This window comes from Streptomyces inusitatus, assembly GCF_014651115.1.
Classification (GTDB): domain Bacteria; phylum Actinomycetota; class Actinomycetes; order Streptomycetales; family Streptomycetaceae; genus Streptomyces; species Streptomyces amakusaensis.
In genome coordinates, this window is record NZ_BMWG01000029.1 from 46,399 (window position 1) to 65,983 (window position 19,585).

Here is a 19,585-nt window from a genome sequence, read left to right on the forward strand (position 1 = left end):
CCGCCCGGCCCGGCCGCCCCGCGCGGCGGCCGGGCCGGACGGGACCGCACCATGGACCCCATGAGAGAAGAGAGACACCTGCGCGCCCCCGGCCCCAGGCTGATCCTGCTGTGCGGTCTGCCCGGGTCGGGCAAGACCACCCTGGCCCGGCAGCTCGCCGAGACCCTGCCCGCCGTACGCCTCTGCCCCGACGAATGGCTCACCGGCCTGGGCTTCGACCTCTTCGACGCCCCGGCCCGGGACCGGGTCGAGCGCCGCCTCTGGGCCCATGCCCAGGACCTTCTCGCCGCGGGCGCGGTGGTGATTCTGGAGAACGGGTTCTGGGACCGCGCGGAGCGGGACGAGAAGCGCCTCCGCGCCCGTGAACTCGGCGCGGCCGTGGAACTGCGCCATCTCGCCGTCCCCATGGAGGAACTGCGCCGCCGCACAGCCCTGCGGAACAGCCGCCCGGGGGAGGCGGTCATCACCCCCGAGCTGCTGTCCGCGTACGAGGCGGAGTTCGAGGCCCCCGCCGAGTCCGAACACGAACTGTTCGATCCGCCCGCCGGCCGGGGCCCTTCAGGGAGCCGCTGAGGGATCGGGGGTGAGCGTCGGCGGGATCCAGCGGTTCAGCCGGGGCCCGGCCGAGGTGATGCCGTACTCCTTCTTGAGCCGCTCGGGAACGGCGTACTGCATCACACGCCCCCGGGTCAGCGAACTGAGTTCGAGGACGCTGGTGAAGTGCCCGACGCGATCGAGCGCCCAGGCAGCGAGGGGGGAGCGGTCCTCGATGCTCTCCAGTACGCCGAGGAGCGCGGGGGCGGCGCGGATCGCGGAGTCCCAGAGCGACGAGCGGGGAACGTCCAGCCAGTCGGCGGCGGTGTCGCCGACGAGATGGCGGATCATGGCCGAGACGACCGGGTCCAGGACCGTCCCGGGGACGACCTCCTCGTACAGATCGATCAGCTGCCGGGTCAGCCGCACCCCCTCCTCCGACGGCCCCATGTGACGGCTCATATAGAGGTCGGAGAAGAGACGGGCCTCGTCCAGATCCCTCGGCATGGCCGCCAGATCGATGCCGAGCATCGCCCCGACCACCCGCCAGGCGTAGAAGTAGGCGTCCGCCCCCTCGTTGGAGATGTGGACGCCGAGCCGGTGCAGGGCGTCCAGCACCTGGATGGAGAACATCATCTGGCCGCCGATCATGTCCTCCTGACAGATCGGCGTGCCCAGGCGTCCGACGTCCCAGCGCCCCTCCTGCCGCAGGTGGTACCGGATCGACGCGTGCAGCAGACGGACCTTCTGCGCGGCCGGGATGAAACGGCTGCCCGCCTCGAAGGCGTCGGGCCGCATGAGATACAGGGTGAACTGGCCGGTCTCCGCCATCCGCCGGGAGGGGTACTCCAGCGAATGGGTCGCACTGAGCAGCTTCGCCACATGCGGCACCACATAGCAGGCCGGCATCGAGGCGAAGGACAGAGCCGTCGAGATATGCACATTGTTGTCGATGAAGAAGAGCCGCGCCTTCTCCATCTCCCCCCAGTCCACCCAGGAGGGCGGCATCGCCGTCGCCTCCAGATACGCGCGGGCCACCTCGGGCAGCCCCTTGGGCAACTCCTGGCCGGCGGTGGAGAACCAGCGCATCAGAGTGTTGAACTCGCCCATCTCGCCCCGCGCGAACAACTCCGCGACCGTGGCGTCCGCCAACTCGTCCCCGGCCTCGCGCAAGGCGTCGAGAGACGACTCGGTGTACGCCGGTGAACGAGGCCCGGACCCGGCCGGACTCGCATCGGCTCCACTGCTGTGCATACGGTGCCCCTCTCGGAATGGCGTTCAGTACGGCGGCGGATCAGAGCGCGCGGGCCAGCGCGGTACGCGCGAGCGCGTGCAGCGCGTCGGCGGCGTCCGCCGACAGCAGCCCGCCGAGCAGCCCCGCCTCCACGGCCGCCGCGGCCGCGTCCCCGCGCACGGCGATCAGCTCCTCCACCCGGCGGCGCGCCCCCGTGCGCTCGGCGATCTCCCGGAACCGGTCGAGCTGCTCCCGCCCCGGCTCCGGACACTCCAGCAGGGCCCGCAGCTCACACCGCTCCGCCGCACCGGCCCGCTGCCGGGCCAGCGCGAGCAGCACCGTCGGCCTGGCCCCGGCGATGTCGTCGAGATTCGACTTGCCGGTGACATCCGGCGCGCCGAACACCCCGAGCAGGTCGTCCCGCAGCTGGAACGCCTCCCCGAGCGGCACGCCGTACGCGCTGAAGACCTCCAGCAGAGCGGGTGGCGCACCGCCCAGCAGCGCCCCGATGTGCAGAGGATGCTCGACGGTGTACTTGGCCGTCTTATAGCGGATGATCTTCAGAGAGCTGTCCGCGCCCACCGGATCGCGCCCGCTCGCGCCGGTGCGCAGCACCTCCAGGCACTCCCCGGCGACCAGTTCGCGGGCGAGCCTCGCCCACAGCGGACGGGCACGGTTGAGGTACGCCCCCGGCAGCCCGCAGCCGCTGAACAACTGCCCCGCCCAGGAGATCAGCAGATCACCCAGGAGGATGGCCAGCGCCCGCCCGGTCGACTCGGCGTCCTCCCCGCCCCGGCGGCCGCGCGGGATCAGCGCCCGGTGCGCGGTGGGTCTGCCGTGCCGCAGACCGCTCTGGTCTATGACGTCGTCATGGACGACGGCGGCCGCGTGGACGAGTTCCATCGAGGCGGCCGCCCGCACCATGTCGTCGCTGTCCTCACGCCCGGCCGCCAGCCAGCCCCAGTAGCAGAACGCCGCCCGCAACCGCTTCCCCACCGCGATCGCCGCCCGCAACTGCTCCGCCACGGGCTTCAGCTCCGGATCCACCGCCTCCAGCAGCGCTGTCTCGGTCCGCGCGAACACCCCCAGCTCGTGATCGACCCGCTCCTTGAGCACGGCGAGTGACCCGTACCCGCCATCGGCTTCCCGGTACGGGCGACCCTGCCCCACGGTGACCGCCGTCATCCCGCATCGCGACCCGGCTCGGCGTCACCCGTCCGCGCGCCCTCCCGGCGGACGCGGGCCTGCGCCCGCCGCGCCAGCAGCTCCAGATGCGCCTCCGACAGCGCGAACGCCGAGGTGTCCAGGCCGCTGTTGCGCCCCCGCGCGACCAGATCCCGCCGAGCGTCCGCCGCCAGCTCCGACAGATCGGAGCGCCCCAGCAGCCCCCGCACCCTCCGCAGCGCGCCCTCCGCCTGCTCCAGCACCAGATCCGCCACCCCCGCGGCGAGCAGCACCGCCTCATCGGCCCGCCGCCCCCCGACCTCTCCCGCGGTGTGTTCCTCCGCCATGCCCCGCCCCTCGGTCGACTGCATGACAACGGAACTTCCCGGGCGCGGTCACCGTCATACCTGGATTCATCCGGTCGGGTACCGTGGACACCGAAGTACGGTGAGGAGATCCGGCTTCCTGGTAAAGGCAGGCGGGTGACGGCCCCAGCGCTCCCTATTGAGTTGATCATGGTTGGTGGTGTATGATATTTATATCGATTGAGAGATGAACGGGTGCCGCAGGCGCCCATTTTTTATGCGATTCAGCCCGGAACGAGCCGAGGGGCCTCGAACCGGGCTCTCGTTTACCCAAAACAACTGAGAGATGGGAGATGTGTTGACTGTGAGAAGTAGGGCGAGAAGGGTGCGCAACGGTAGAAACATGCAGGTCAGAGGCGCTTCTCGGCGAGCTGGAGGCAGGCGGCGCGGTGGTGCGGCGCGCGATGTGGCCTCCGCCGCCCACGGGATGCGCGGAATGCTGAGAGAATTCAGATGGATTTTCATCGCGCTGATTTTGATTGTCGGTGTTGTTGGTGGCGTCAAGGTGCAGAATGATGCGCCCTTGTATATCGATGGCGATTATTTCAAAATTCACATTGAAGCGCCGAGCCGTGAGATTCGGGAGATGAATAAGTAGTCTGAATTTGCTGATTTAATTTCTCTTTTAAAGATAATCTGCTTCAGCGTTTTTTCATACCTTCTTGAGGCGGGGCGTCCGGCGGCCAGTACGGCGAAGAAAGTCACCTTCCATCCCGTGTTGCACCCCTCTTACGGTGCGACCGCTGAGAGACTGCCTGCCGATGCCGACCGGGAGCGCCCGGCCCGCCGGAAAGGGCACTGCCGGGAAGGGGACTGTGTGGAAGCCGCGGCCTGGGAGCCGGTCGCCCTCCTCCTCGCGTCCGTCGTGGCGGGCGTCCTCCTGCTCCACCTCCTCGGGGCCGCCGCCCGCACCGTCCGGGAGCCCCTGAGCACAGGGCCGTTCAGCGGCGGGCTGGAGCCGAGGGAACACCCGGTCTCCCGGTTCCATGCGCGCTGGTATCCGGTCACGATGGTCTTCCTCGCGTTCGACATGGAAATGCTCTTCATGTACCCGTGGGCGAGAGTCGTCCCGGAGGTCGGCGTCCCCGCGGTCGTCGAGATGTTCCTCTTCCTCGGCGTTCTGCTCGCCGGCGTCGGTTACGCCTGGCGCGAGGGGGCGTTCCGATGGACCTGAGGGCACGCCTCACCAGGGCGGCGCTGGCCCGCCCCGCCGTTCTGCTCGCCACCAGTCCCGGCGCGACGCGTGAGCGGCTGGCCGTCGAGGCCGAACTCGGACGCAGGGGCTGGCCGTCGGCCGCCGGGCCCGCCTCGGCGGACCTGCTCGTCTTCGCGGGCGTCCCCCTTCCCCTGCGGGACGACGACTGGGCGGAACGCGTATGGACGGCAGTACCCGCCCCGAAGGCGCGAGTGACCGTCACGGACGCCGAGCACGCCGCGCACACGCTGGACCACGGGCACCGCACACTCCTCACGCCGGCCGCACACCCCGCCGAGCGTCACGAGACGGCGACGGCCGCCGCGCCCGATCACGGCCCCCACGACTCCCAGGGCTCCCACGGCGGCATGGACCACGCCCACCACGGCCGCCCCCCGGGGACCGTGGCCGGTCTCCCCCTGGCGGAAAGAGCCGAGGACCGGGACGGTCTGAGACTCGACCGGCTGCATGTGCCGCTCGGACCCGCGCTGCCGGACTGGCCTGCCGGACTCGTGCTGCGCCTGGAACTCCAGGGAGACGTGGTGCGCCGGGCCGAGGTCGACCCGATGCCCACACCCGCCGCCTCCCGGCCCGCCTTCTGGAGCGAACCGTGGCTCAAAGCCCTGGCCGGTGAGCCGGGGACGTCCGGCGAGGCCGCCCGGCGGCGGTGCGCGGCCCATCTCGACAGCCTCGGCAGATTCCTCGGCGTGGCCGGCTGGAGCGACGCGGCGACCAGGGCGCGCCGGGCGCGCGACCGGACCCTCGGTGACGCGCACGGCGAGGAGCTGCGGCCCCTCGTACACCCTCTGGTCCGGCGCGTACGGAAATCGCGGACCCTGCGCTGGCTGACGGCGGGCGTTGGCGAACTGCCCGGAGGACCGGTCGCGGGAGACGCCCACAGCAGACTCATCGGCTGGCTCGACGGTATCGAGTACGCCCTCGACGCGATCGGCGACCGCACCCCGCTCGCCGACCACCCCCTGATCGGACCCCGGGGCCGCGTCGACGACACGGAGGCCCCGGCGTCCCGGACGCTGCTCGCCGCCCTCCCCGCCCTCCTCGCGGGCGCCGAGTTCGCCTGCGCCCGACTCGTCGTCGCGAGCCTCGACCCCGATCTCGACGAACTGGCCGCACGGCGCGCACCGGACGGCCGCACCCATGGCTGAACCTGCTCCGCCGTGGGCGGCACTCGTCCTGCCCCTCGCGCTGGCGCTGGTCGCGACGGCCCTGGCGACCGCCGACGCGAGGTCCACCGGGCCGGGCCGCGAGGTGCTGCGGCTGCTGGTGCAGCAGCGGCGGATCACCAGGGCGGCCGACGTCCCTCTCGTACGGCTGGCGACGACGCTGCTCCCGGTCGCCGCGGTGCTCGCCGCCGCCGTCCTTCCCCTCGGCTTCCGGCCGGTGTCCGATCTGCCCGACGGGATCGTGTGGTTCAACGCCATGGAGGCACTGGCCTGGGCGGCCGTGTGGCTGGCGGGCTGGGGGCCGAACTCGACCCTGTCGCTGATCGGCGGGTACCGCTTCCTCGCGCAGGGGCTGGCGTACGAACTGCCGCACATGCTCGCGATCACGACGGCGGCGCTCGGCGCCCAGTCGTTGCGGGTGGGCGCGGTGGCGGACGCGCAGGCCGGGCTCTGGTTCGCGGTGTGGATGCCGGCGGCGTTCGGGATCTATCTGCTGAGCGCCCTCGCCATGGCCTTCTGGGGCCCGTTCGACCAGCCGGTCGGGAGGGATACGGCGGGCGGCGCGGCGGCCGAACTGTCCGGGGTGGACCGGCTGGTGTTCCTCGGCGGGCGACGGCTCCTGCTCGTGGTCGCCGCCGCCTTCTCCGTACCGCTGTTCCTGGGCGGCGGACACGGCCCGCTCCTGCCCGGCTGGGCGTGGACGCTGATCAAGACGGCCGCGGTGCTCGGCCTCCTGCTGTGGGTGCGCCGCCGGGTGCCGACCGTACGAACGGAGCGGTACATGGAGCTGTCCTGGGTGGTTCTGACGCCTCTGGCGGTGGCACAGGCGCTGGTCGTGGCCGTGGTGGTGCTCAAAAAGTGAGCACAGCGGCGTTCTGGGCACTGGCCGTCCTCGCGGTGGCGAGCGGCATCATGGTCTTCCGCTTCGACTCGATGGCGCGCGCGACCTTCTCGCTGCTCACCGCTCTGCTGTGCGTGGGCGGGGAGCTGATCGTGCTCGGGCTCGACTACCTCGGCGTCGTCACCGTGCTGATGATGACGATCGAGATGGCCATCATGGCCGTCTTCATGATCATGTTCATGATGAACCCGGCCGGGCTCATGCCCATGACGATGCTCCACAACCGGCGGGGAGCGGCCCTGATCTGCGCCGGTTCGTTCACGTCGCTCGTCGTCGGCATCCTCCTCGTACCCTGGCCGCGCCGGGTCGGCCGAGCCCCGGCCGACCCGACCATGGACCTCGGCATGTCCCTGATGGGACCGCAGATGCTCACCATGATGACCCTGGGCATGGCACTGTTCGCGACGATCGTCGCGACCGTCGTGCTCGCCACCCGGCGCGGCCGGTACGACCGGTACGGCGACGACCTCCGGGCGGCCCGGCCCGACGACCCGGTCCGCGGCGGCGTGGGCCGATGAACCTGGAACTGTTCCTGATCACCGCCGCCGCGCTGTTCTGCGTCGGACTGTACGGCGCGCTGACCCAGCAGTCGATCGTCATGCTGATGATGGGCCTGGAGCTGATGCTGGGCGGGGTGATCCTCGCCGCCGGCGCTGCCTGGCACCACATCGCCCCGGCCGCCGCCGACGGGCAGGTCCTGATCGTGGTCGCCATCACGGCCATGGCGGTGGAGATGGCGATCGGATTCGCCGTCGTGACGGCCCTGTTCCGGTCCCGCGAGGTCGACACGACCGACATGGCGGCGGAGCTGCGGGAATGAGCCCCGCACTGTGGTCGCTGATCGGCCTGCCCCTCGCCGCCGGGACGCTGCTCGCCCCGGCGGGACGGCGGGCGGACCGAGGGGCGCCACCGCTCGCGACAGCGGTCTCGGCACTGGTCCTGGGACTGGCCGTCGCCGCCGCACTGCGCCATCCCGCCGTAGAGGCACCCCTGCTGGAAGGACTTCCTCTCCGGCTCGCGGTGGACGGCCTCTCCGGGGTCCTCGTCGTGACCGTCGCCGCCGTCACCCTCGCCGTCCTTCTGTACAGCGCGGCGCGGCCCGGCGAGGAAGAGGCACGGGCCCGATTCTTCGGCCTGATGCTCCTCTTCGAAGGAAGCATGCTCGTCACCGTCACCGCCACCACCCTGCCGACGCTCCTCATGGGCTGGGAGGTCATGGGAGCCGCCTCCTGGGCGCTCATCGGATACCGGTGGCGAGAACCGGAACGCACCGCCGCCGCCGGCACCGCCTTTCTGACGACCCGCGCCGCCGACCTCGGCCTCTACCTCGCCGCGGGCGCCGCCCTCGCGGCGGGACCCGGACCGCTCGCCCTCGACGGGCTCGCGCGGGCCGACGAACCGTGGCTGTCGCTCGTCACGGCGGGCGTCCTGGTCGCGGCGCTCGGCAAATCCGCGCAGCTCCCCTTCAGCTTCTGGCTGTCACGGGCCATGCGGGGACCGAGCCCGGTGTCGGCACTGCTGCACTCGGCGGCGATGGTGGTCGCGGGCGCGTATCTCCTGCTGCGGACCGGACCACTGCTGGACGCCTCCGGCTGGGGCGCGGAAGCCACCGCGTGGGCGGGCGCGGCGACCGCCCTCGCCCTCGGGCTGGTCGCGGTGGCACAGAGCGACTTCAAACAGCTGCTCGCCGCCTCGACCTGCGCCCAGATCGGGTTCATGGTGCTCGCCGCCGGCACGGGAGCGGCCACCGGCGGAGTCCTGCAACTGACGGCGCACGCCGCCGCGAAGAGCCTGCTGTTCCTCGTGGCGGGCGCCTGGCTCACCGCCTGGGGAACCCAGCGGCTCCCCGCACTGCGCGGAGCCGCCCGTACCGACCGGGTCCTCGGCGCGCTGTGCACGGTGGGCGCCCTGTCACTGGCCGGGCTGCCACCGCTCTCCCTGTGGGCGGCGAAGGACGTACTGCTCGCCGGGGCGCTGGAGGGCAGCCCGTGGCTGTACGCGACCGGGCTCGCCGCCGCCGTGCTCTCCGCGGTCTACAGCGTCAAGATCCTCCGGTTCGTGTGGGGCCGCCCCGAGCCGCGTGCCGGGACGGCAGGCCGGCGGATTCCGGGCAGAGCCGTGATCCCGCTCGCCCTCCTCGCCGCCGCGTGCGTCGCGCTGACACCCATGGCCTTCCCGCCCGCCCGCGACGCGCTCACCCGATATCTCGGCGCCGAAGCCCAACCCGTACCGCACGCATGGGAGTTCACCCTCTCCGGCACTCTCGCCCTGCTCGCCGCCGCGGCGGCCTGGACCCGGGGCGACCGCCCGCCACCCCTGCCGCCCCGGGCCGAACGGCTGGCCCGCCAGTGGCTGGGCCTCGAACACGCCGCCCACACCCTCCTCGTCTCCCCGACCCTGGCGGCGGCCCGCGCCGCCGCCGCGTTCGACGACCGGGTCCTCGACCGCGCCGTGAACGCGTCGGCCCGGGGCGCGGTCGGCCTCGCCCGATGGACCGACCGATTCATCGAGCGGGCGATCGACGGAGCGGTCGAGGGCGTCGCCGCCACCGCCCGCCGGCTCGGCGGACAGGCCCGCCGCCCCCAGACCGGCCGACTGCACCAGTACCTCGCACAGGCCGTCGCCGCCTTCTCCGTCATCGCCGCCGTGCTCGCCCTCGTGAGGTAACCGTTGCTCACCGTCCTCGTCTTCACCCCGACCGCGGTCGCCCTGCTGCTGCTCGCCCTGCCTCCCCGCACCCCCGTACAGGCCCTGCGCGCCGTCTGGGCGGCGACCGCCGCCGTCGAACTCGGCCTGGTCGTCGCCGTATGGGCCGGTTACGAGACGGGCGGCGGCACACAGTACGAGGTCCGGGCCCGCTGGATCCCCAACGCCGGGGTCGGCTACCACATCGGCGTCGACGGCCTCTCCCTGCCGCTGCTCGCCCTCACCTGTGTGCTGTTCCTCGCCTGCGCGCTCCACTCGCTCCGCGAGAACCGCCGCTTCCGCGAGTTCGCCGCGCTCTTCCTCTTCCTCCAGACCACCTGTCTCGGGCTGTTCGTCTCCCTCGACCTGATCCTCTTCTTCGTCTTCTTCGACCTGTCGATCGTCGCGATGTACTTCGTCATCGCCGGATGGGGCCACCGCGACGCCAAAGCGGCGGCCCTGAAGTTCTTCCTCTACACATTCCTCGGATCACTCGCGCTGCTGCTGGGCTTCATCGGCCTCTATCTGGCCGCCGCCCCCCACACCTTCGACATGGTCGACCTCACCCGCCAGAACCCCCTCGCCGACCGGCCCGCCCACGCCGCGCCCGTCCTTTTCGCCATCGTCCTCGGCCTCGCCGTCAAGACGCCCACGGTCCCGTTCCACACCTGGCTCCCACCCGCCCACACCGAGGCCCCGGCGGCCGGGTCCGCCATCCTCGCCGGAGTGCTCCTGAAGATGGGGACCTACGGCTTCCTCCGCATCGCGATGCCCATGCTCCCGGACGCGTGGCGGCGGTACGCGCTCGTCCTGGTCGTCGTCGGAGTCCTGTCCGTCCTCCACGGCGCGCTGGTGGCGCTCGCCCAGACCGACTTCAAACGCATGATCGCGTACACCTCGGTCAACCACATGGGGTACATCCTCCTGGGCATCGGAGCCGCCGCCCAGGCCGCCGGCACCTCCGCCCAGGCACGCTCCCTCGCCATCACCGGCTCGGTCACCCAGATGGTCAGCCACGGACTCATCACCGGCGCGCTGTTCCTCCTCGCCGGAGCGCTGTACGAGCGCGGGCGGACGTACGACATGGGCGCGTACGGGGGAGTCGCCGCGACCGCCCCCGCGTTCGCGATCCTGACCGGCGCGGCGGCCTTCGCGTCGCTCGGGCTTCCCGGCTTCTCCGGATTCATCGCGGAGTTCCAGATCTTCACCGGCGCGCTCGGCCCGCAACCCCTGGCCACCGCCCTGTCCGTACTCGGCATCCTGCTCACGGCCGGACTGTTCCTGCGCGCCCTGCGAAAGATCCTGACGGGACCGCCGCGGCCGCCGAACCCGTCCGGCGCACCACGCGCGTTCCAGGACCTGCGCGCGCACGAGTACGCGGGCGTCGCCCCTCTCCTCGTACTCGCCGTGATCCTGGGCATCGCGCCGCGATTCCTCCTCGACGTCATCGAACCGGCCTCCCACGCGATCCTGGAGCAGCTCGCCCGATGACCGGCATGACCGCCCTGACCTCGATGGCCTCCACGGCCTCCATGAACGAGAACCCGCTGGACATCCTTCCCGAGGCGCTCCTCGCGGCGTCGGCCGTCCTCGGACTCCTCCTGGGCGCCTGGCTGCCGCGCCGCAGACAATGGCTCGTCGGACTCCTCGCGGCGACGGCGGCCTGCGCGGGCATCACCGCGGCGGCCCTCGCCGCCGCCCGGCCCGATGTCACCGCGTTCGGCGAGGCGTTCACCGTCGACCCGATCACGAGCACCTCCCGCGTCGTCGTCCTCGGCGGCCTCCTGCTCGTCCTCGCCCTCGCCGCCGGCCCCTTCCACGCCCACCCGCGCGAGAGCGAGTTCTTCGTACTCCTCCAGCTCTCCGCCCTCGGGGCGCTCATCATGGCCGGCGCCCAGGACCTGCTGCTGCTCGCCGCCGGATACCTGCTCGCGAGCATCCCCGCCTACGCGCTCGCCGGCTTCCGCAAGGACGGCCCCGGCACCGAGGCCGCGCTCAAGTACTACGTCCTCGGCGCGCTCCTCGGCGTCTTCCTGCTGTCCGGCACCACCGCGCTGTACGCGGCGGGACGAGCCACCGGCTACCCGCTCCTCGGCCCCGCGCTGCCCGGGGCGCCGGACGCGCTCGTCGCGGCCGGCGCCGTCGGACTGCTCGCAGGCGTACTGTTCAAGGCCGGTGCCGTACCGGCCCACTTCTGGGTGCCGGACGCCGTCCAGGGCAGCGCCTCCCCGGTCGCCGCGTTCCTGACCACCATCCCCAAGATCGGCGCGCTGACGGCGCTGCTGCGGCTCGGCGAGACCGTCCTCGCCGACAGCGGAATGCCGTGGGCGGCCCTGCTCTCCGCGGTCTCCGCGGCCTCGATGACACTGGGGAATCTCGCCGCCTTCTTCCAGGACGACGTCAAACGGCTCCTCGCCTACTCGGCCGTCAGCCAGGTCGGCTACCTTCTGCTGCCGGTCACCGTCGCCGGCCGCTCCGCCCTCGCCCAGGAGGCCCTGCTCTACTACGCGGCCGGATACACCGTCACCAACCTCGGCGCGTTCGCCGTGGTGTGCGCCCTTCCCCGCGCCACCCGGACCAGCGACTACCGAGGCCTGGCCCGCCGACGCCCGCTCCTGGCCACAAGCCTGGCCATCTGCCTCCTGGGACTCGTCGGCACACCGCCGACCGCCGTGTTCGTCGGCAAACTTGAGGCGTTCAGCGCCGCGCTCGACGGCGACTACGCCTGGCTGGCGGTCCTGGCCGCCGTCAACACCGTCGCCTCCCTCTTCTACTACCTGCGCTGGATCGTGCCCGCCCTCTCACCCGGCGGCGGGCACCGACTCGCCGACGGCGACCGCCCCGCACGGGCGGTTGCCCACACGGCCGCCGCGATCTCCCTGTGCCTCGGCCTGGCCGCGGGACCCGTACTCCCCGTCCTGAGCGACTCCTTCGCGCCGTAGCGGCCACCTCGGGAAATCGGGTCGTGGCCGGCCGAGATGCGCCACCAACCGGGACACCCCTGGCAGTACCTCGTCCCGGACATCCGCGACCTCGGCGCCGCTTACCCGGGCGACACCCGCCTCACCGAACTGGCGGCGGCCGGACGGGTGCGCGACCAGTGCCCCGGGGCACTGGCCCGTGCCGCCACCGCCTTCGGGAGCGACATCGCCGCATGGATCCCCCACGACATCTGAGCCACCGCTCAGCCCATGCTCTTGGCGCCGTCGAGCGCCTCGCGAATGATGTCCGCGTGACCCGCGTGGTGAGCGGTCTCGCCCATGATGTGAAGAACCACCTGACGCACCGACCAGCGCGCGTCACCCTGGAACCACGGAGCCTTCGGCAACTCCTGTGAGACACCGAGATCCGGCAGCGAGGCCACGAGCTCGTCCGTACGACGGGCCGCCTCCGCGTAGTCGGCCAGCACCCCGGCGAGCGTCTCACCCGGCAGCATCCGGAACTCGTCCGACCTGCGAGCCCACTCCGCCTCACCCATGTCGGTGAAATCCCCCATCGAGGCCGCCCCCTCCTCGATGAACGCCGCCCACCCCCGCTCAACCCCCGTGACATGCTTGATCAGCCCGCCCAGGCACAGCTCACTGACCGTCGTCCGCCTCCCCGCCTCCTCGTCGGTCAGATCACGCGTGGTGAAACGCAGGAAGTGCCGCTGCTGCTCCAGCATCTCCAGAAGCTCGCTGTGCTCCCCGGCGACCACCGGAGAGTCGGCCGGATCGAGGGTCGTCGCTTCAATGATGGTCATGAACTCCGCCTTGTTCTGTCGTTCTGTCGCTGTTCCGTCGGGCAGGAACGACGCTAGGCGTCATATAGGTCAGTTCTTGACCTCAATGCCACTCGGGAGCCACTCAGGGCGCACGGTTTCCCTCCGCACCGGCTCGAACGGAGGCTCGATTCCATGAAAGGATCGAGCCATGGCACGACCTTCCGGGTACCCGTTCGATCTCCGTCGCCGTGCGATGCGCACGGTCGCCGCGAAAGCAGAGACGGGCCAATGGCTCGGGAGGGCATGATGCGCGTCGCCGTGGTCGGCTCGGGCGCACTGGGAGCGGCGGTGGCGGACGAGCTCGTCCGCCGAGGTCTCTCCGTCGTGGTCTGCACGGCGGAGAAGTCCCGGCCGCCGGTGACGGACGCGGCGTTCGGCTGGCTCAACTCACACGGATCGGCGGCGGAACCGCCGTCGGACGCACGCGACCGGGACGAACTCGCCCGGTCGCTCGGCGCACTGCGCAACGCCACGGCGACATCGCCGTTGCGCTCCATCATCACCTGGAACGGTGCCGTCAGCTGGGCATCGACCGCAGCCGCGACGGCTCGGTTCGCCGAGCGATCGGGCCCCGGCGTCACGACCGTCGAAGCGGAAGCCCTACGGCAGCTCCTTCCCGGCCTGCGGGTCCTGCCACCGGTCGTCGCACACGCGAGCGACGAGGGCATGGTCGAACCGGACGACCTGCGCCGCGCGTTCCTCTCCCGCGCCCGGGCCGGCGGAGCCACCGTCGTCGCCACTCGGGTCGATCGCATCCGGGCCCGGCGGGCCGGCGGCTACGAACTCCAGGGCGCCGGAGCGACACACGTCGCCGACCGGATCATACTCGCCTGCGGGACAGGGCTCCCCGCCCTCGCGGCGCAGCTCGGCGAACACATCGAAGTGCCCGGTGTCCCGGCCGCGCGCTTCACCTTCACCGCTCCGGAACTGCGCCTGGACCGAGTGATGTCCACACCGGATTTCGAGATCCGGCCATCCGCCCGACACGGCTTCGTCGGCGCCGAGGACGTGGTCCCGGGCGAGACCGAGACGGCGACAAGGGCGCGCGTACATACGTCCCTCAGCGCCGTGAGGGAAGCATTCGGACTCCCGCGGGAACCGGTGCTGAGGAACGTGACCACAGGCGTCCGCCCCATCCCGCCCGGCAACGGCCTGCTCTGCGCACCACTGGCGAGCGCCCCGGGGGTCTTCGCACTGGCCGCACACCCCGGCGTGACGCTCGCGGCCTCGCTGGCACTGCGTACGGCGGAACACATCGAGAAATCCTGACGCTCTGCGGGCGGGAAAGCTGTCGGCCGTCTGACCGGCGCTGCTGAGCTCCGCGAGGCGTACGGCCGGAGCAGCTGCGGGAGCAGACTACGGCCCGGACCGCGCAGGAGGCCGGATCCGTGCCAGGGCGGACCGTCTGCCCGGGGAGAGGCGGTGCGCTGTGCCTCGACTTGATAGGCAAGTGCGCACTTGCCTATCGTGTGGTTGTGGCCGACGACCTTTTCAAAGCCCTGGCCGATTCCACCCGCCGCGCCATCCTCGACGAGCTGGCGGAGAAGTCCGGACAGACACTGTTCGAGATCTGCTCGCGCCTGAGCATGAAGCATGGGCTCGGCATCTCGCGCCAGGCGATCTCCCAGCACCTCGCCGTGCTGGAGGCCGCCGGGCTCGTCGGGGCCAGGCGGGAGGGCCGCTACAAGTTCCACGACCTCGACACGGCCCCGCTGCGGCAGATCGCCGAGCGATGGCCCTTGCCCCGTACATCCGGACCGGAGGAGAGCATCCCATGAAGATCCATCTGACCAGCGTCTTCGTCGACGACCAGACCAAAGCCCTCCACTTCTACACCGAGATTCTCGGCTTCGTGAAGAAGCACGACATCCCGCTGGGCGGGCAGGACCGATGGCTGACCGTCGTCTCGCCCGCCGAACCCGACGGCACCGAGCTCCTCCTGGAGCCCGCCGGCCACCCGGCCGTCAAGCCCTACCGCGACGCACTCGTCACCGACGGCATCCCTGCCCATCAGTTCGCCGTCGACGACGTACAGGCGGAATACGAACGCCTGCGCGGCCTCGGTGTCCACTTCACCCAGGAGCCCCTGGAAATGGGTCCCGTCACCACGGCCGTCCTCGACGACACCTGCGGCAACCTCATCCAGATCGCGACAGAGCCGCGATAGCCGAGCCTCCCCGGAGCACGCCCTCCCGTCGTCCGAGCGCCGCCGATCAGATCCCACCCACCGGAATGCCGCTCACCGAAGCTCCTCCTCCGCCCTTGCGGCATCCTCCCGCGAGGCCGGTGGGAGCACCGCCCCCGCCACGACGGCCGGTTCCCCGTTCATCTGATCAGGCATGACGCCCACCGAGCAGATCGGGAAACAGCTCCACCCCGACAAACCGCGACACATCATCACTGTATCCACGACTCCACGCTCGACTTCGGACGCACTCCTGCCGCCTCGCCTGCCTCGATGGAAGACATGATGAGCGACATCCTGCCCGCCTGGACCGCCGTCACCGACTGGCTGGCGGTGTACGCGCCCGCCTCGCACGCCACGCTACGGCCGGGCGTGACCCCGGCCGACATTCGTTCCACCGAGAGCGAACTGGGCGTGAGCCTGCCCGCCGATCTGATCACGCTGCTCACGACACACGACGGAACGGTCGACGCCTCGACCCTGGACCGCGACTCGGACGAATACGACCCCGGCCTCTTCCTCGCCCAGTACCACCTTCTGCCACTGGACAGGATCGCGGCGGTCCGCGACAGCGGAGGGAGCTCCGAGCAGTTCTGGGGCCCCTGGGTCCCATTCGCCGTCGCCGACTACTCCCTCCCTCCCTGGGACGGCCTGGCAGTCGACGCCACCGGCCGGCTCGCCGCCTTCAGCCTGGCCGACGGCGAACCGCCCACGCCGCACGCCTCCCCCGCACACGGAACCCTCTCCGAGTTCCTCAACGCTCTGGCCGAAGCTCTCACCCGAGGCACCGGCCCGCTGATGGACCGCACCACCCCCGGATTGCATCGGAGTGCACTGGTGTGGGGACCCTTGCCGGGCGACGGCGCCCCGTGGACCCCCGTGCATCCGCAGCGCGATTCCACAGCCTGAAGACGGGCGACGACCTCGTCCGCGCCGCTCGGTGTGCGGTTCGAGGGGCCGCCATGAATCCTGATGCTGTTACAAACCATTCCGGAAACATGCCCTTGCAGGTCATCGTATTCTTGGGCTGCCTGCTCGTGCCATCGTCTCTGATCTGCTTATTTCCCAATCGACTTCGGGTGTTGATGCAGGCCGTTAAGGTCGTGATCATGGAACCTATTAATCCGCTCAGTCTCGTTGACTGGGCGAAACGCAACGCTGTCCGTCTCGGTACTCCGATCAATGACTTGGTGACACTGCGCCGCCTGATCGGGGGCGCACGCGTGGTTGCCCTGGGGGAGTATTCACACCAGATACGCGAGTTCGGACTGCTGCGTGAACAAATATTACGACACTTGGTAATGGAATGTGGATTACCGTTTACGTTGCAGAATTTGATGCCATCTCCGGCGGCGGTCAACGTGCCACATACCACGCTCACAGCAGACATCAACGAGTAGCCCCCGCCGTTCTGCCATCGGCGGTCCACCAGGGGACCGCCGAGTTCCGCCACCAGTGCAGGACCTTCGACCGGACTGCGTTCCGAGGTTCGCCCCGGTCCGGTCAGCCTGGTGCTGGTGTCTGTTCCCTGCGGATCAAGGGCTGCCGGTTTGCCCGGACGAGAACAGACCGCACCGCGCTGACTTGGAAAAGGGGAAACGACTCCTTTTGGGAGCCGATGGGGAACGACCAGGTCGTGCTGGATCTATTCGATCGTCTCGCTGCCTGCGTGGCCTGGTCGGATGTGATACCTGGGGCCGAAAAGATCACCGAGGTCCGGGAAAATCTGGGTAGTCCTTGAATTCCTTGGCTGCCCGGATCAGGAAGTCCAGCTTCTCTCGGGCCGGTTCTTCGCGGTCGGCCAAGAGCATCGCCTCGGCGTGCCCATAGGCGTAACCGATCATGATGTTGGCCGTGGTGTCGAATCGGCTTGACGGTCACTCAGGAACCCTAACGATTGGTCGAGTTCGTCCTTCAGGGGGCTGCTGCGCGGATCGCTCGTCGGGGGTGTCCGCAGTGGTGTATAACCGAACTCGATCCACTCGGCTGCTGCCTCCTCGTCCACGCGCACGGAGCCTTCCCCGCTCGGCTTCGTTCGTTTGTTGCGACAGCAGTTGTCGATGGGTTTGGGCAGCACTTACCGATCTTCGGCGCGTTCGTTGTTCAGCAGTTTTGACGGCAGCCGAGAGTAAGTGAGTCGGCCCGCCCTGTAGTCCGACTCTGGTGGTCACTAGGTTCAGAGCATGACGATCACGTATGAGTGGCGGGGCGACGTCGACAACTCAACTCTCAACAAGCTGCATGCCGAAGGGTTCGATCATCCGGTCGGGCAGACGGACTGGCGTGCAAGGCTTCAACGTCACAGTCTCGGCTGGGTCTGCGCCTGGGAAGATGATCGTTTGGTCGGCTTCGTCAACGTCGCCTGGGACGGCGGCGTCCATGCGTTCGTCCTGGACACGGTCGTGGCTCAGCGCAATCGTTCGAACGGGGTGGGAGCCGCGCTGGTCAAGGCAGCTGCTGAGGGATGCCGTGCTGCGGGGTGTGAGTGGCTGCATGTCGACTTCGAAGAGCACTTGCGATCGTTCTACTTCGATGCCTGCGGCTTCAGAGAGACGGCGGCAGGCCTGATCGCCTTGTGACCTTGGACCTCCTGGGCCTGGGACGTGTCCTCATGCCTGGGAGGGAGGCTCTTCAGCTGGCGACGTGCTCTTCGGCTCGGGCCCGGGTGCTGGCGAGACGGTAGGAGTCGGTGCCGGTCTCGATGATCGTGCCGTTGAAGGTGAGACGGTCGACGATGGCCGCGCAGAGGCGAGGTCGGTGATTCGTTGGACGTGATGGCGACGCTGTTCTTCTCCTCCTGCTCGGTCAGGACCTGAAACAGCAGTTCGGCGCCGTGGCGGTCGAGTTCCATGTAGCGGACTCGGTAGCCCTTCATGGCGGCCTCGGTGCCCAGGGCGATGAGCATGTGGGACTTGCCGGTTCCGGAGTCTCCGATCAGGCAGAGTGGCTGGCTCTTCTTGATCCACTCGCAGCTGGCAAGGGTGTGGACGGTGGCCGCGTCGATCTTCGGATTGGCGTCGAAGTCGAAGGCCCGAAGTGACTTCTCCCGCGGGAAGCCGGCTGCTTTGATGCGTCGTTCGGAGCGGCGGCGTGCCCGGTCGTCGCACTCGGTCATCAGCAGTTCGGCGAGGAAGCCGCGGTAGGTCATCTGGTCCTTGACGGCCCTGTCGGCGATGTCGTTGAACTCGTTGCGGATCGAGGGCAGCCGCAGCAGGCGGCAGGCGGTGTCGATCGCGGCGTCGGCGGCCTGTGTTCCGTGCAGGGCGTCAGCCGGGTGTGAATGGCCCGATACGAATTGCAGCGCTCTCTGCGGCCTGTTCGTCACGTGCGGCAGAGAGCGGCCGAGCGAAGGGATCGCCAAGAACGCCGGTCAGCCGGATGAGCCCTGAATCTCCACTGGTCTTCACGGACACGTAGACGGTGTAGCGGTGTTCCTCCGCGAACTGCGCGGCCCAGGCCAGGACTTCCTCAACGTCGACCTCGCCAGAGATCTCGTACTCGTCGGAAACGGCATTCGCCCGGTCCCAGAAGTAGACACGGTAACGGGCGTGGTCCAGCTCCCAAGTGGTATCACGGGGGTCGACACCTCGAATATCCATACCAGGACCGTACTTGGCCTGCGGGTGGCGCTGCGTGGCGGTATCAGACCGAAGACCGGGTGCCCCGGCGTTCGTCCGGGCCGGCTGGCAGTGCGTGCCTGATACCCCCGCGCCTCGCGGTACTGGGCGGGCTCGGCGCGGGCGGCTACGCGGCGGCCGGGAAGCGCCGTGGTCGGGCGGCCTGCTGCTTGATGAGGGCGGCGAGGCGGGGCGGGAGGAGGACGGGCTGGTGGGCGAGGACGAGGTAGCCGCCGGCAGGAGGTCCCTGTGGGGCCCTGAGCAGAGCCTGCGCGCAGTAGCGGCCATGGTGTGCCGAAGGGCTTCGAGGGCAGGGGGGCGTCGGCCTCGGCTCCGGCCGGTGGGATGGGTTCTACTCGGGGGTGGTGGTGTAGGCGCGGACGGGGAGTTCGCCGATGTTCCTGTCCGACTGTCCGGGGTTCAGTACGGCGAAGGGGATCTGGCACTGGGTGCCGAGGTAGAAGGTGATGACGTGTCCGGAGCTCTCGTGGTTCACGGCTGAGCCTTTGGGCGGGATGGCGGTGCAGGTGCTGCCGACGTCCTTGAGCTCGTCGGCCGGGCCGCGGTAGAAGGCCCGTTCGTACGCGATGCCGATCACGCTTACGGCCCCAGAGGCGCCGACTGCGGGAGTGGCGGCAGCGCCGGTGAGCGCTGCCGGAATCATCGCGAGCGCGGCGAGACGACGGGTGGTCCGTGACATGAGAGTCCCTTCCATAGGGGGATGCTCTGCGGCGGCCTTTACCGGATCCTGCTCCTGA

The 19,585-nt window shown here is 70.1% G+C and carries 24 protein-coding genes and 1 pseudogene; 17 read left to right on the forward strand and 8 right to left on the reverse strand.

The features are described from left to right. The first annotated feature begins 60 nt into the window (after positions 1 to 60). Positions 61 to 573 (forward strand): P-loop nucleotide/nucleoside kinase family protein, encoded by a 513-nt coding sequence (locus tag IE247_RS30595; RefSeq protein ID WP_190126583.1) that lies wholly within the window; start codon positions 61 to 63, stop codon positions 571 to 573. Here IE247_RS30595 and IE247_RS30600 read toward each other — a convergent pair. Genes IE247_RS30600 through IE247_RS30610 form a run of 3 tightly spaced genes read right to left on the reverse strand, consistent with a single transcriptional unit; the run spans position 559 to position 3,303 of the window. After that, entirely contained in the window at positions 559 to 1,788 is a 1,230-nt protein-coding gene (locus IE247_RS30600) for an oxygenase MpaB family protein (protein ID WP_190126584.1), read from the reverse strand. The genes IE247_RS30595 and IE247_RS30600 overlap by 15 nt on opposite strands. A 40-nt stretch (positions 1,789 to 1,828) precedes the next feature. Next, complete coding sequence (locus IE247_RS30605) at positions 1,829 to 2,953, reverse strand: polyprenyl synthetase family protein (RefSeq protein ID WP_190126585.1); 1,125 nt, start codon at positions 2,951 to 2,953, stop codon at positions 1,829 to 1,831. Then, positions 2,950 to 3,303 carry a hypothetical protein gene (locus IE247_RS30610; RefSeq protein WP_373305628.1) on the reverse strand — a complete coding sequence of 118 codons (354 nt, stop codon included), beginning with the start codon at positions 3,301 to 3,303 and terminating at the stop codon, positions 2,950 to 2,952. The genes IE247_RS30605 and IE247_RS30610 overlap by 4 nt, the downstream gene beginning before the upstream one ends. Positions 3,304 to 3,640: 337 nt before the next feature. Between IE247_RS30610 and IE247_RS30615 the strand changes: the two genes are divergently transcribed. The 10 genes from IE247_RS30615 to IE247_RS30660 all read left to right on the forward strand — a co-directional run bounded on the left by IE247_RS30615 (position 3,641) and on the right by IE247_RS30660 (position 12,438). Next, positions 3,641 to 3,895: a hypothetical protein gene (locus IE247_RS30615; RefSeq protein WP_190126586.1), complete on the forward strand. Its 255-nt coding sequence runs from the start codon at positions 3,641 to 3,643 to the stop codon at positions 3,893 to 3,895. Positions 3,896 to 4,114: 219 nt separating this feature from the next. After that, complete coding sequence (locus tag IE247_RS30620; protein WP_190126587.1) at positions 4,115 to 4,471, forward strand: NADH-quinone oxidoreductase subunit A; 357 nt, start codon at positions 4,115 to 4,117, stop codon at positions 4,469 to 4,471. Next, on the forward strand, positions 4,462 to 5,658 hold the full coding sequence (locus IE247_RS30625) for a hypothetical protein (protein WP_190126588.1): 1,197 nt from the start codon (positions 4,462 to 4,464) through the stop codon (positions 5,656 to 5,658). The genes IE247_RS30620 and IE247_RS30625 overlap by 10 nt, the downstream gene beginning before the upstream one ends. After that, positions 5,651 to 6,538: an NADH-quinone oxidoreductase subunit H gene (locus tag IE247_RS30630; protein ID WP_190126589.1), complete on the forward strand. Its 888-nt coding sequence runs from the start codon at positions 5,651 to 5,653 to the stop codon at positions 6,536 to 6,538. Before IE247_RS30625 ends, IE247_RS30630 begins: the two co-directional genes overlap by 8 nt. 50 nt (positions 6,539 to 6,588) lie before the next feature. Further along, positions 6,589 to 7,095, forward strand: a complete 507-nt coding sequence (locus IE247_RS30635) for an NADH-quinone oxidoreductase subunit J (RefSeq protein WP_190126630.1) — start codon at positions 6,589 to 6,591, stop codon at positions 7,093 to 7,095. Beyond that, positions 7,092 to 7,397: an NADH-quinone oxidoreductase subunit NuoK gene (locus tag IE247_RS30640; protein ID WP_190126590.1), complete on the forward strand. Its 306-nt coding sequence runs from the start codon at positions 7,092 to 7,094 to the stop codon at positions 7,395 to 7,397. Before IE247_RS30635 ends, IE247_RS30640 begins: the two co-directional genes overlap by 4 nt. After that, positions 7,394 to 9,244, forward strand: coding sequence for a proton-conducting transporter transmembrane domain-containing protein (locus tag IE247_RS30645; RefSeq protein ID WP_190126591.1), 1,851 nt, complete (start codon positions 7,394 to 7,396; stop codon positions 9,242 to 9,244). The genes IE247_RS30640 and IE247_RS30645 overlap by 4 nt, the downstream gene beginning before the upstream one ends. 3 nt (positions 9,245 to 9,247) lie before the next feature. After that, positions 9,248 to 10,753, forward strand: coding sequence for a complex I subunit 4 family protein (locus IE247_RS30650; protein ID WP_190126592.1), 1,506 nt, complete (start codon positions 9,248 to 9,250; stop codon positions 10,751 to 10,753). Beyond that, complete coding sequence (locus tag IE247_RS30655) at positions 10,750 to 12,204, forward strand: NADH-quinone oxidoreductase subunit N (RefSeq protein ID WP_229869456.1); 1,455 nt, start codon at positions 10,750 to 10,752, stop codon at positions 12,202 to 12,204. The genes IE247_RS30650 and IE247_RS30655 overlap by 4 nt, the downstream gene beginning before the upstream one ends. Positions 12,205 to 12,240: 36 nt before the next feature. Beyond that, positions 12,241 to 12,438 (forward strand): sterol carrier protein domain-containing protein, encoded by a 198-nt coding sequence (locus IE247_RS30660; RefSeq protein ID WP_190126593.1) that lies wholly within the window; start codon positions 12,241 to 12,243, stop codon positions 12,436 to 12,438. An 8-nt stretch (positions 12,439 to 12,446) separates the two neighbouring features. On the opposite strand, the gene IE247_RS30665 is transcribed toward IE247_RS30660, so the two are convergent. Next, entirely contained in the window at positions 12,447 to 13,004 is a 558-nt protein-coding gene (locus IE247_RS30665) for a DinB family protein (protein WP_190126594.1), read from the reverse strand. A gap of 267 nt (positions 13,005 to 13,271) precedes the next feature. Between IE247_RS30665 and IE247_RS30670 the strand changes: the two genes are divergently transcribed. The 5 genes from IE247_RS30670 (at position 13,272) to IE247_RS30690 (ending at position 16,610) form a co-directional block, all read left to right on the forward strand. Further along, positions 13,272 to 14,294 carry an NAD(P)/FAD-dependent oxidoreductase gene (locus tag IE247_RS30670; protein ID WP_190126595.1) on the forward strand — a complete coding sequence of 341 codons (1,023 nt, stop codon included), beginning with the start codon at positions 13,272 to 13,274 and terminating at the stop codon, positions 14,292 to 14,294. A gap of 206 nt (positions 14,295 to 14,500) precedes the next feature. Further along, a complete protein-coding gene (locus IE247_RS30675) occupies positions 14,501 to 14,803 on the forward strand; it encodes an ArsR/SmtB family transcription factor (protein WP_190126596.1) in 303 nt (100 codons plus the stop codon). After that, positions 14,800 to 15,192 (forward strand): VOC family protein, encoded by a 393-nt coding sequence (locus IE247_RS30680; RefSeq protein WP_190126597.1) that lies wholly within the window; start codon positions 14,800 to 14,802, stop codon positions 15,190 to 15,192. The genes IE247_RS30675 and IE247_RS30680 overlap by 4 nt, the downstream gene beginning before the upstream one ends. A gap of 303 nt (positions 15,193 to 15,495) precedes the next feature. Further along, positions 15,496 to 16,119: an SMI1/KNR4 family protein gene (locus IE247_RS30685; protein WP_190126598.1), complete on the forward strand. Its 624-nt coding sequence runs from the start codon at positions 15,496 to 15,498 to the stop codon at positions 16,117 to 16,119. A gap of 53 nt (positions 16,120 to 16,172) precedes the next feature. After that, positions 16,173 to 16,610 (forward strand): hypothetical protein, encoded by a 438-nt coding sequence (locus IE247_RS30690; RefSeq protein WP_190126599.1) that lies wholly within the window; start codon positions 16,173 to 16,175, stop codon positions 16,608 to 16,610. Positions 16,611 to 16,916: 306 nt separating this feature from the next. Here IE247_RS30690 and IE247_RS30695 read toward each other — a convergent pair whose 3' ends face one another. Continuing rightward, positions 16,917 to 17,054: a hypothetical protein gene (locus IE247_RS30695; protein ID WP_190126600.1), complete on the reverse strand. Its 138-nt coding sequence runs from the start codon at positions 17,052 to 17,054 to the stop codon at positions 16,917 to 16,919. A 339-nt stretch (positions 17,055 to 17,393) separates the two neighbouring features. Between IE247_RS30695 and IE247_RS30700 the strand changes: the two genes are divergently transcribed. Next, positions 17,394 to 17,789: a GNAT family N-acetyltransferase gene (locus IE247_RS30700; protein WP_190126601.1), complete on the forward strand. Its 396-nt coding sequence runs from the start codon at positions 17,394 to 17,396 to the stop codon at positions 17,787 to 17,789. 52 nt (positions 17,790 to 17,841) lie between these two features. Here the strand turns inward: IE247_RS30700 and IE247_RS30705 are convergent. The 3 genes and pseudogenes from IE247_RS30705 to IE247_RS30715 form a co-directional block, all read right to left on the reverse strand. After that, positions 17,842 to 18,472, reverse strand: a pseudogene (locus IE247_RS30705) (ATP-binding protein). 4 nt (positions 18,473 to 18,476) lie between these two features. After that, entirely contained in the window at positions 18,477 to 18,809 is a 333-nt protein-coding gene (locus IE247_RS30710; protein ID WP_190126602.1) for a hypothetical protein, read from the reverse strand. A gap of 370 nt (positions 18,810 to 19,179) precedes the next feature. Then, a complete protein-coding gene (locus IE247_RS30715; RefSeq protein ID WP_190126603.1) occupies positions 19,180 to 19,527 on the reverse strand; it encodes a hypothetical protein in 348 nt (115 codons plus the stop codon). Positions 19,528 to 19,585 lie beyond the last annotated feature (58 nt).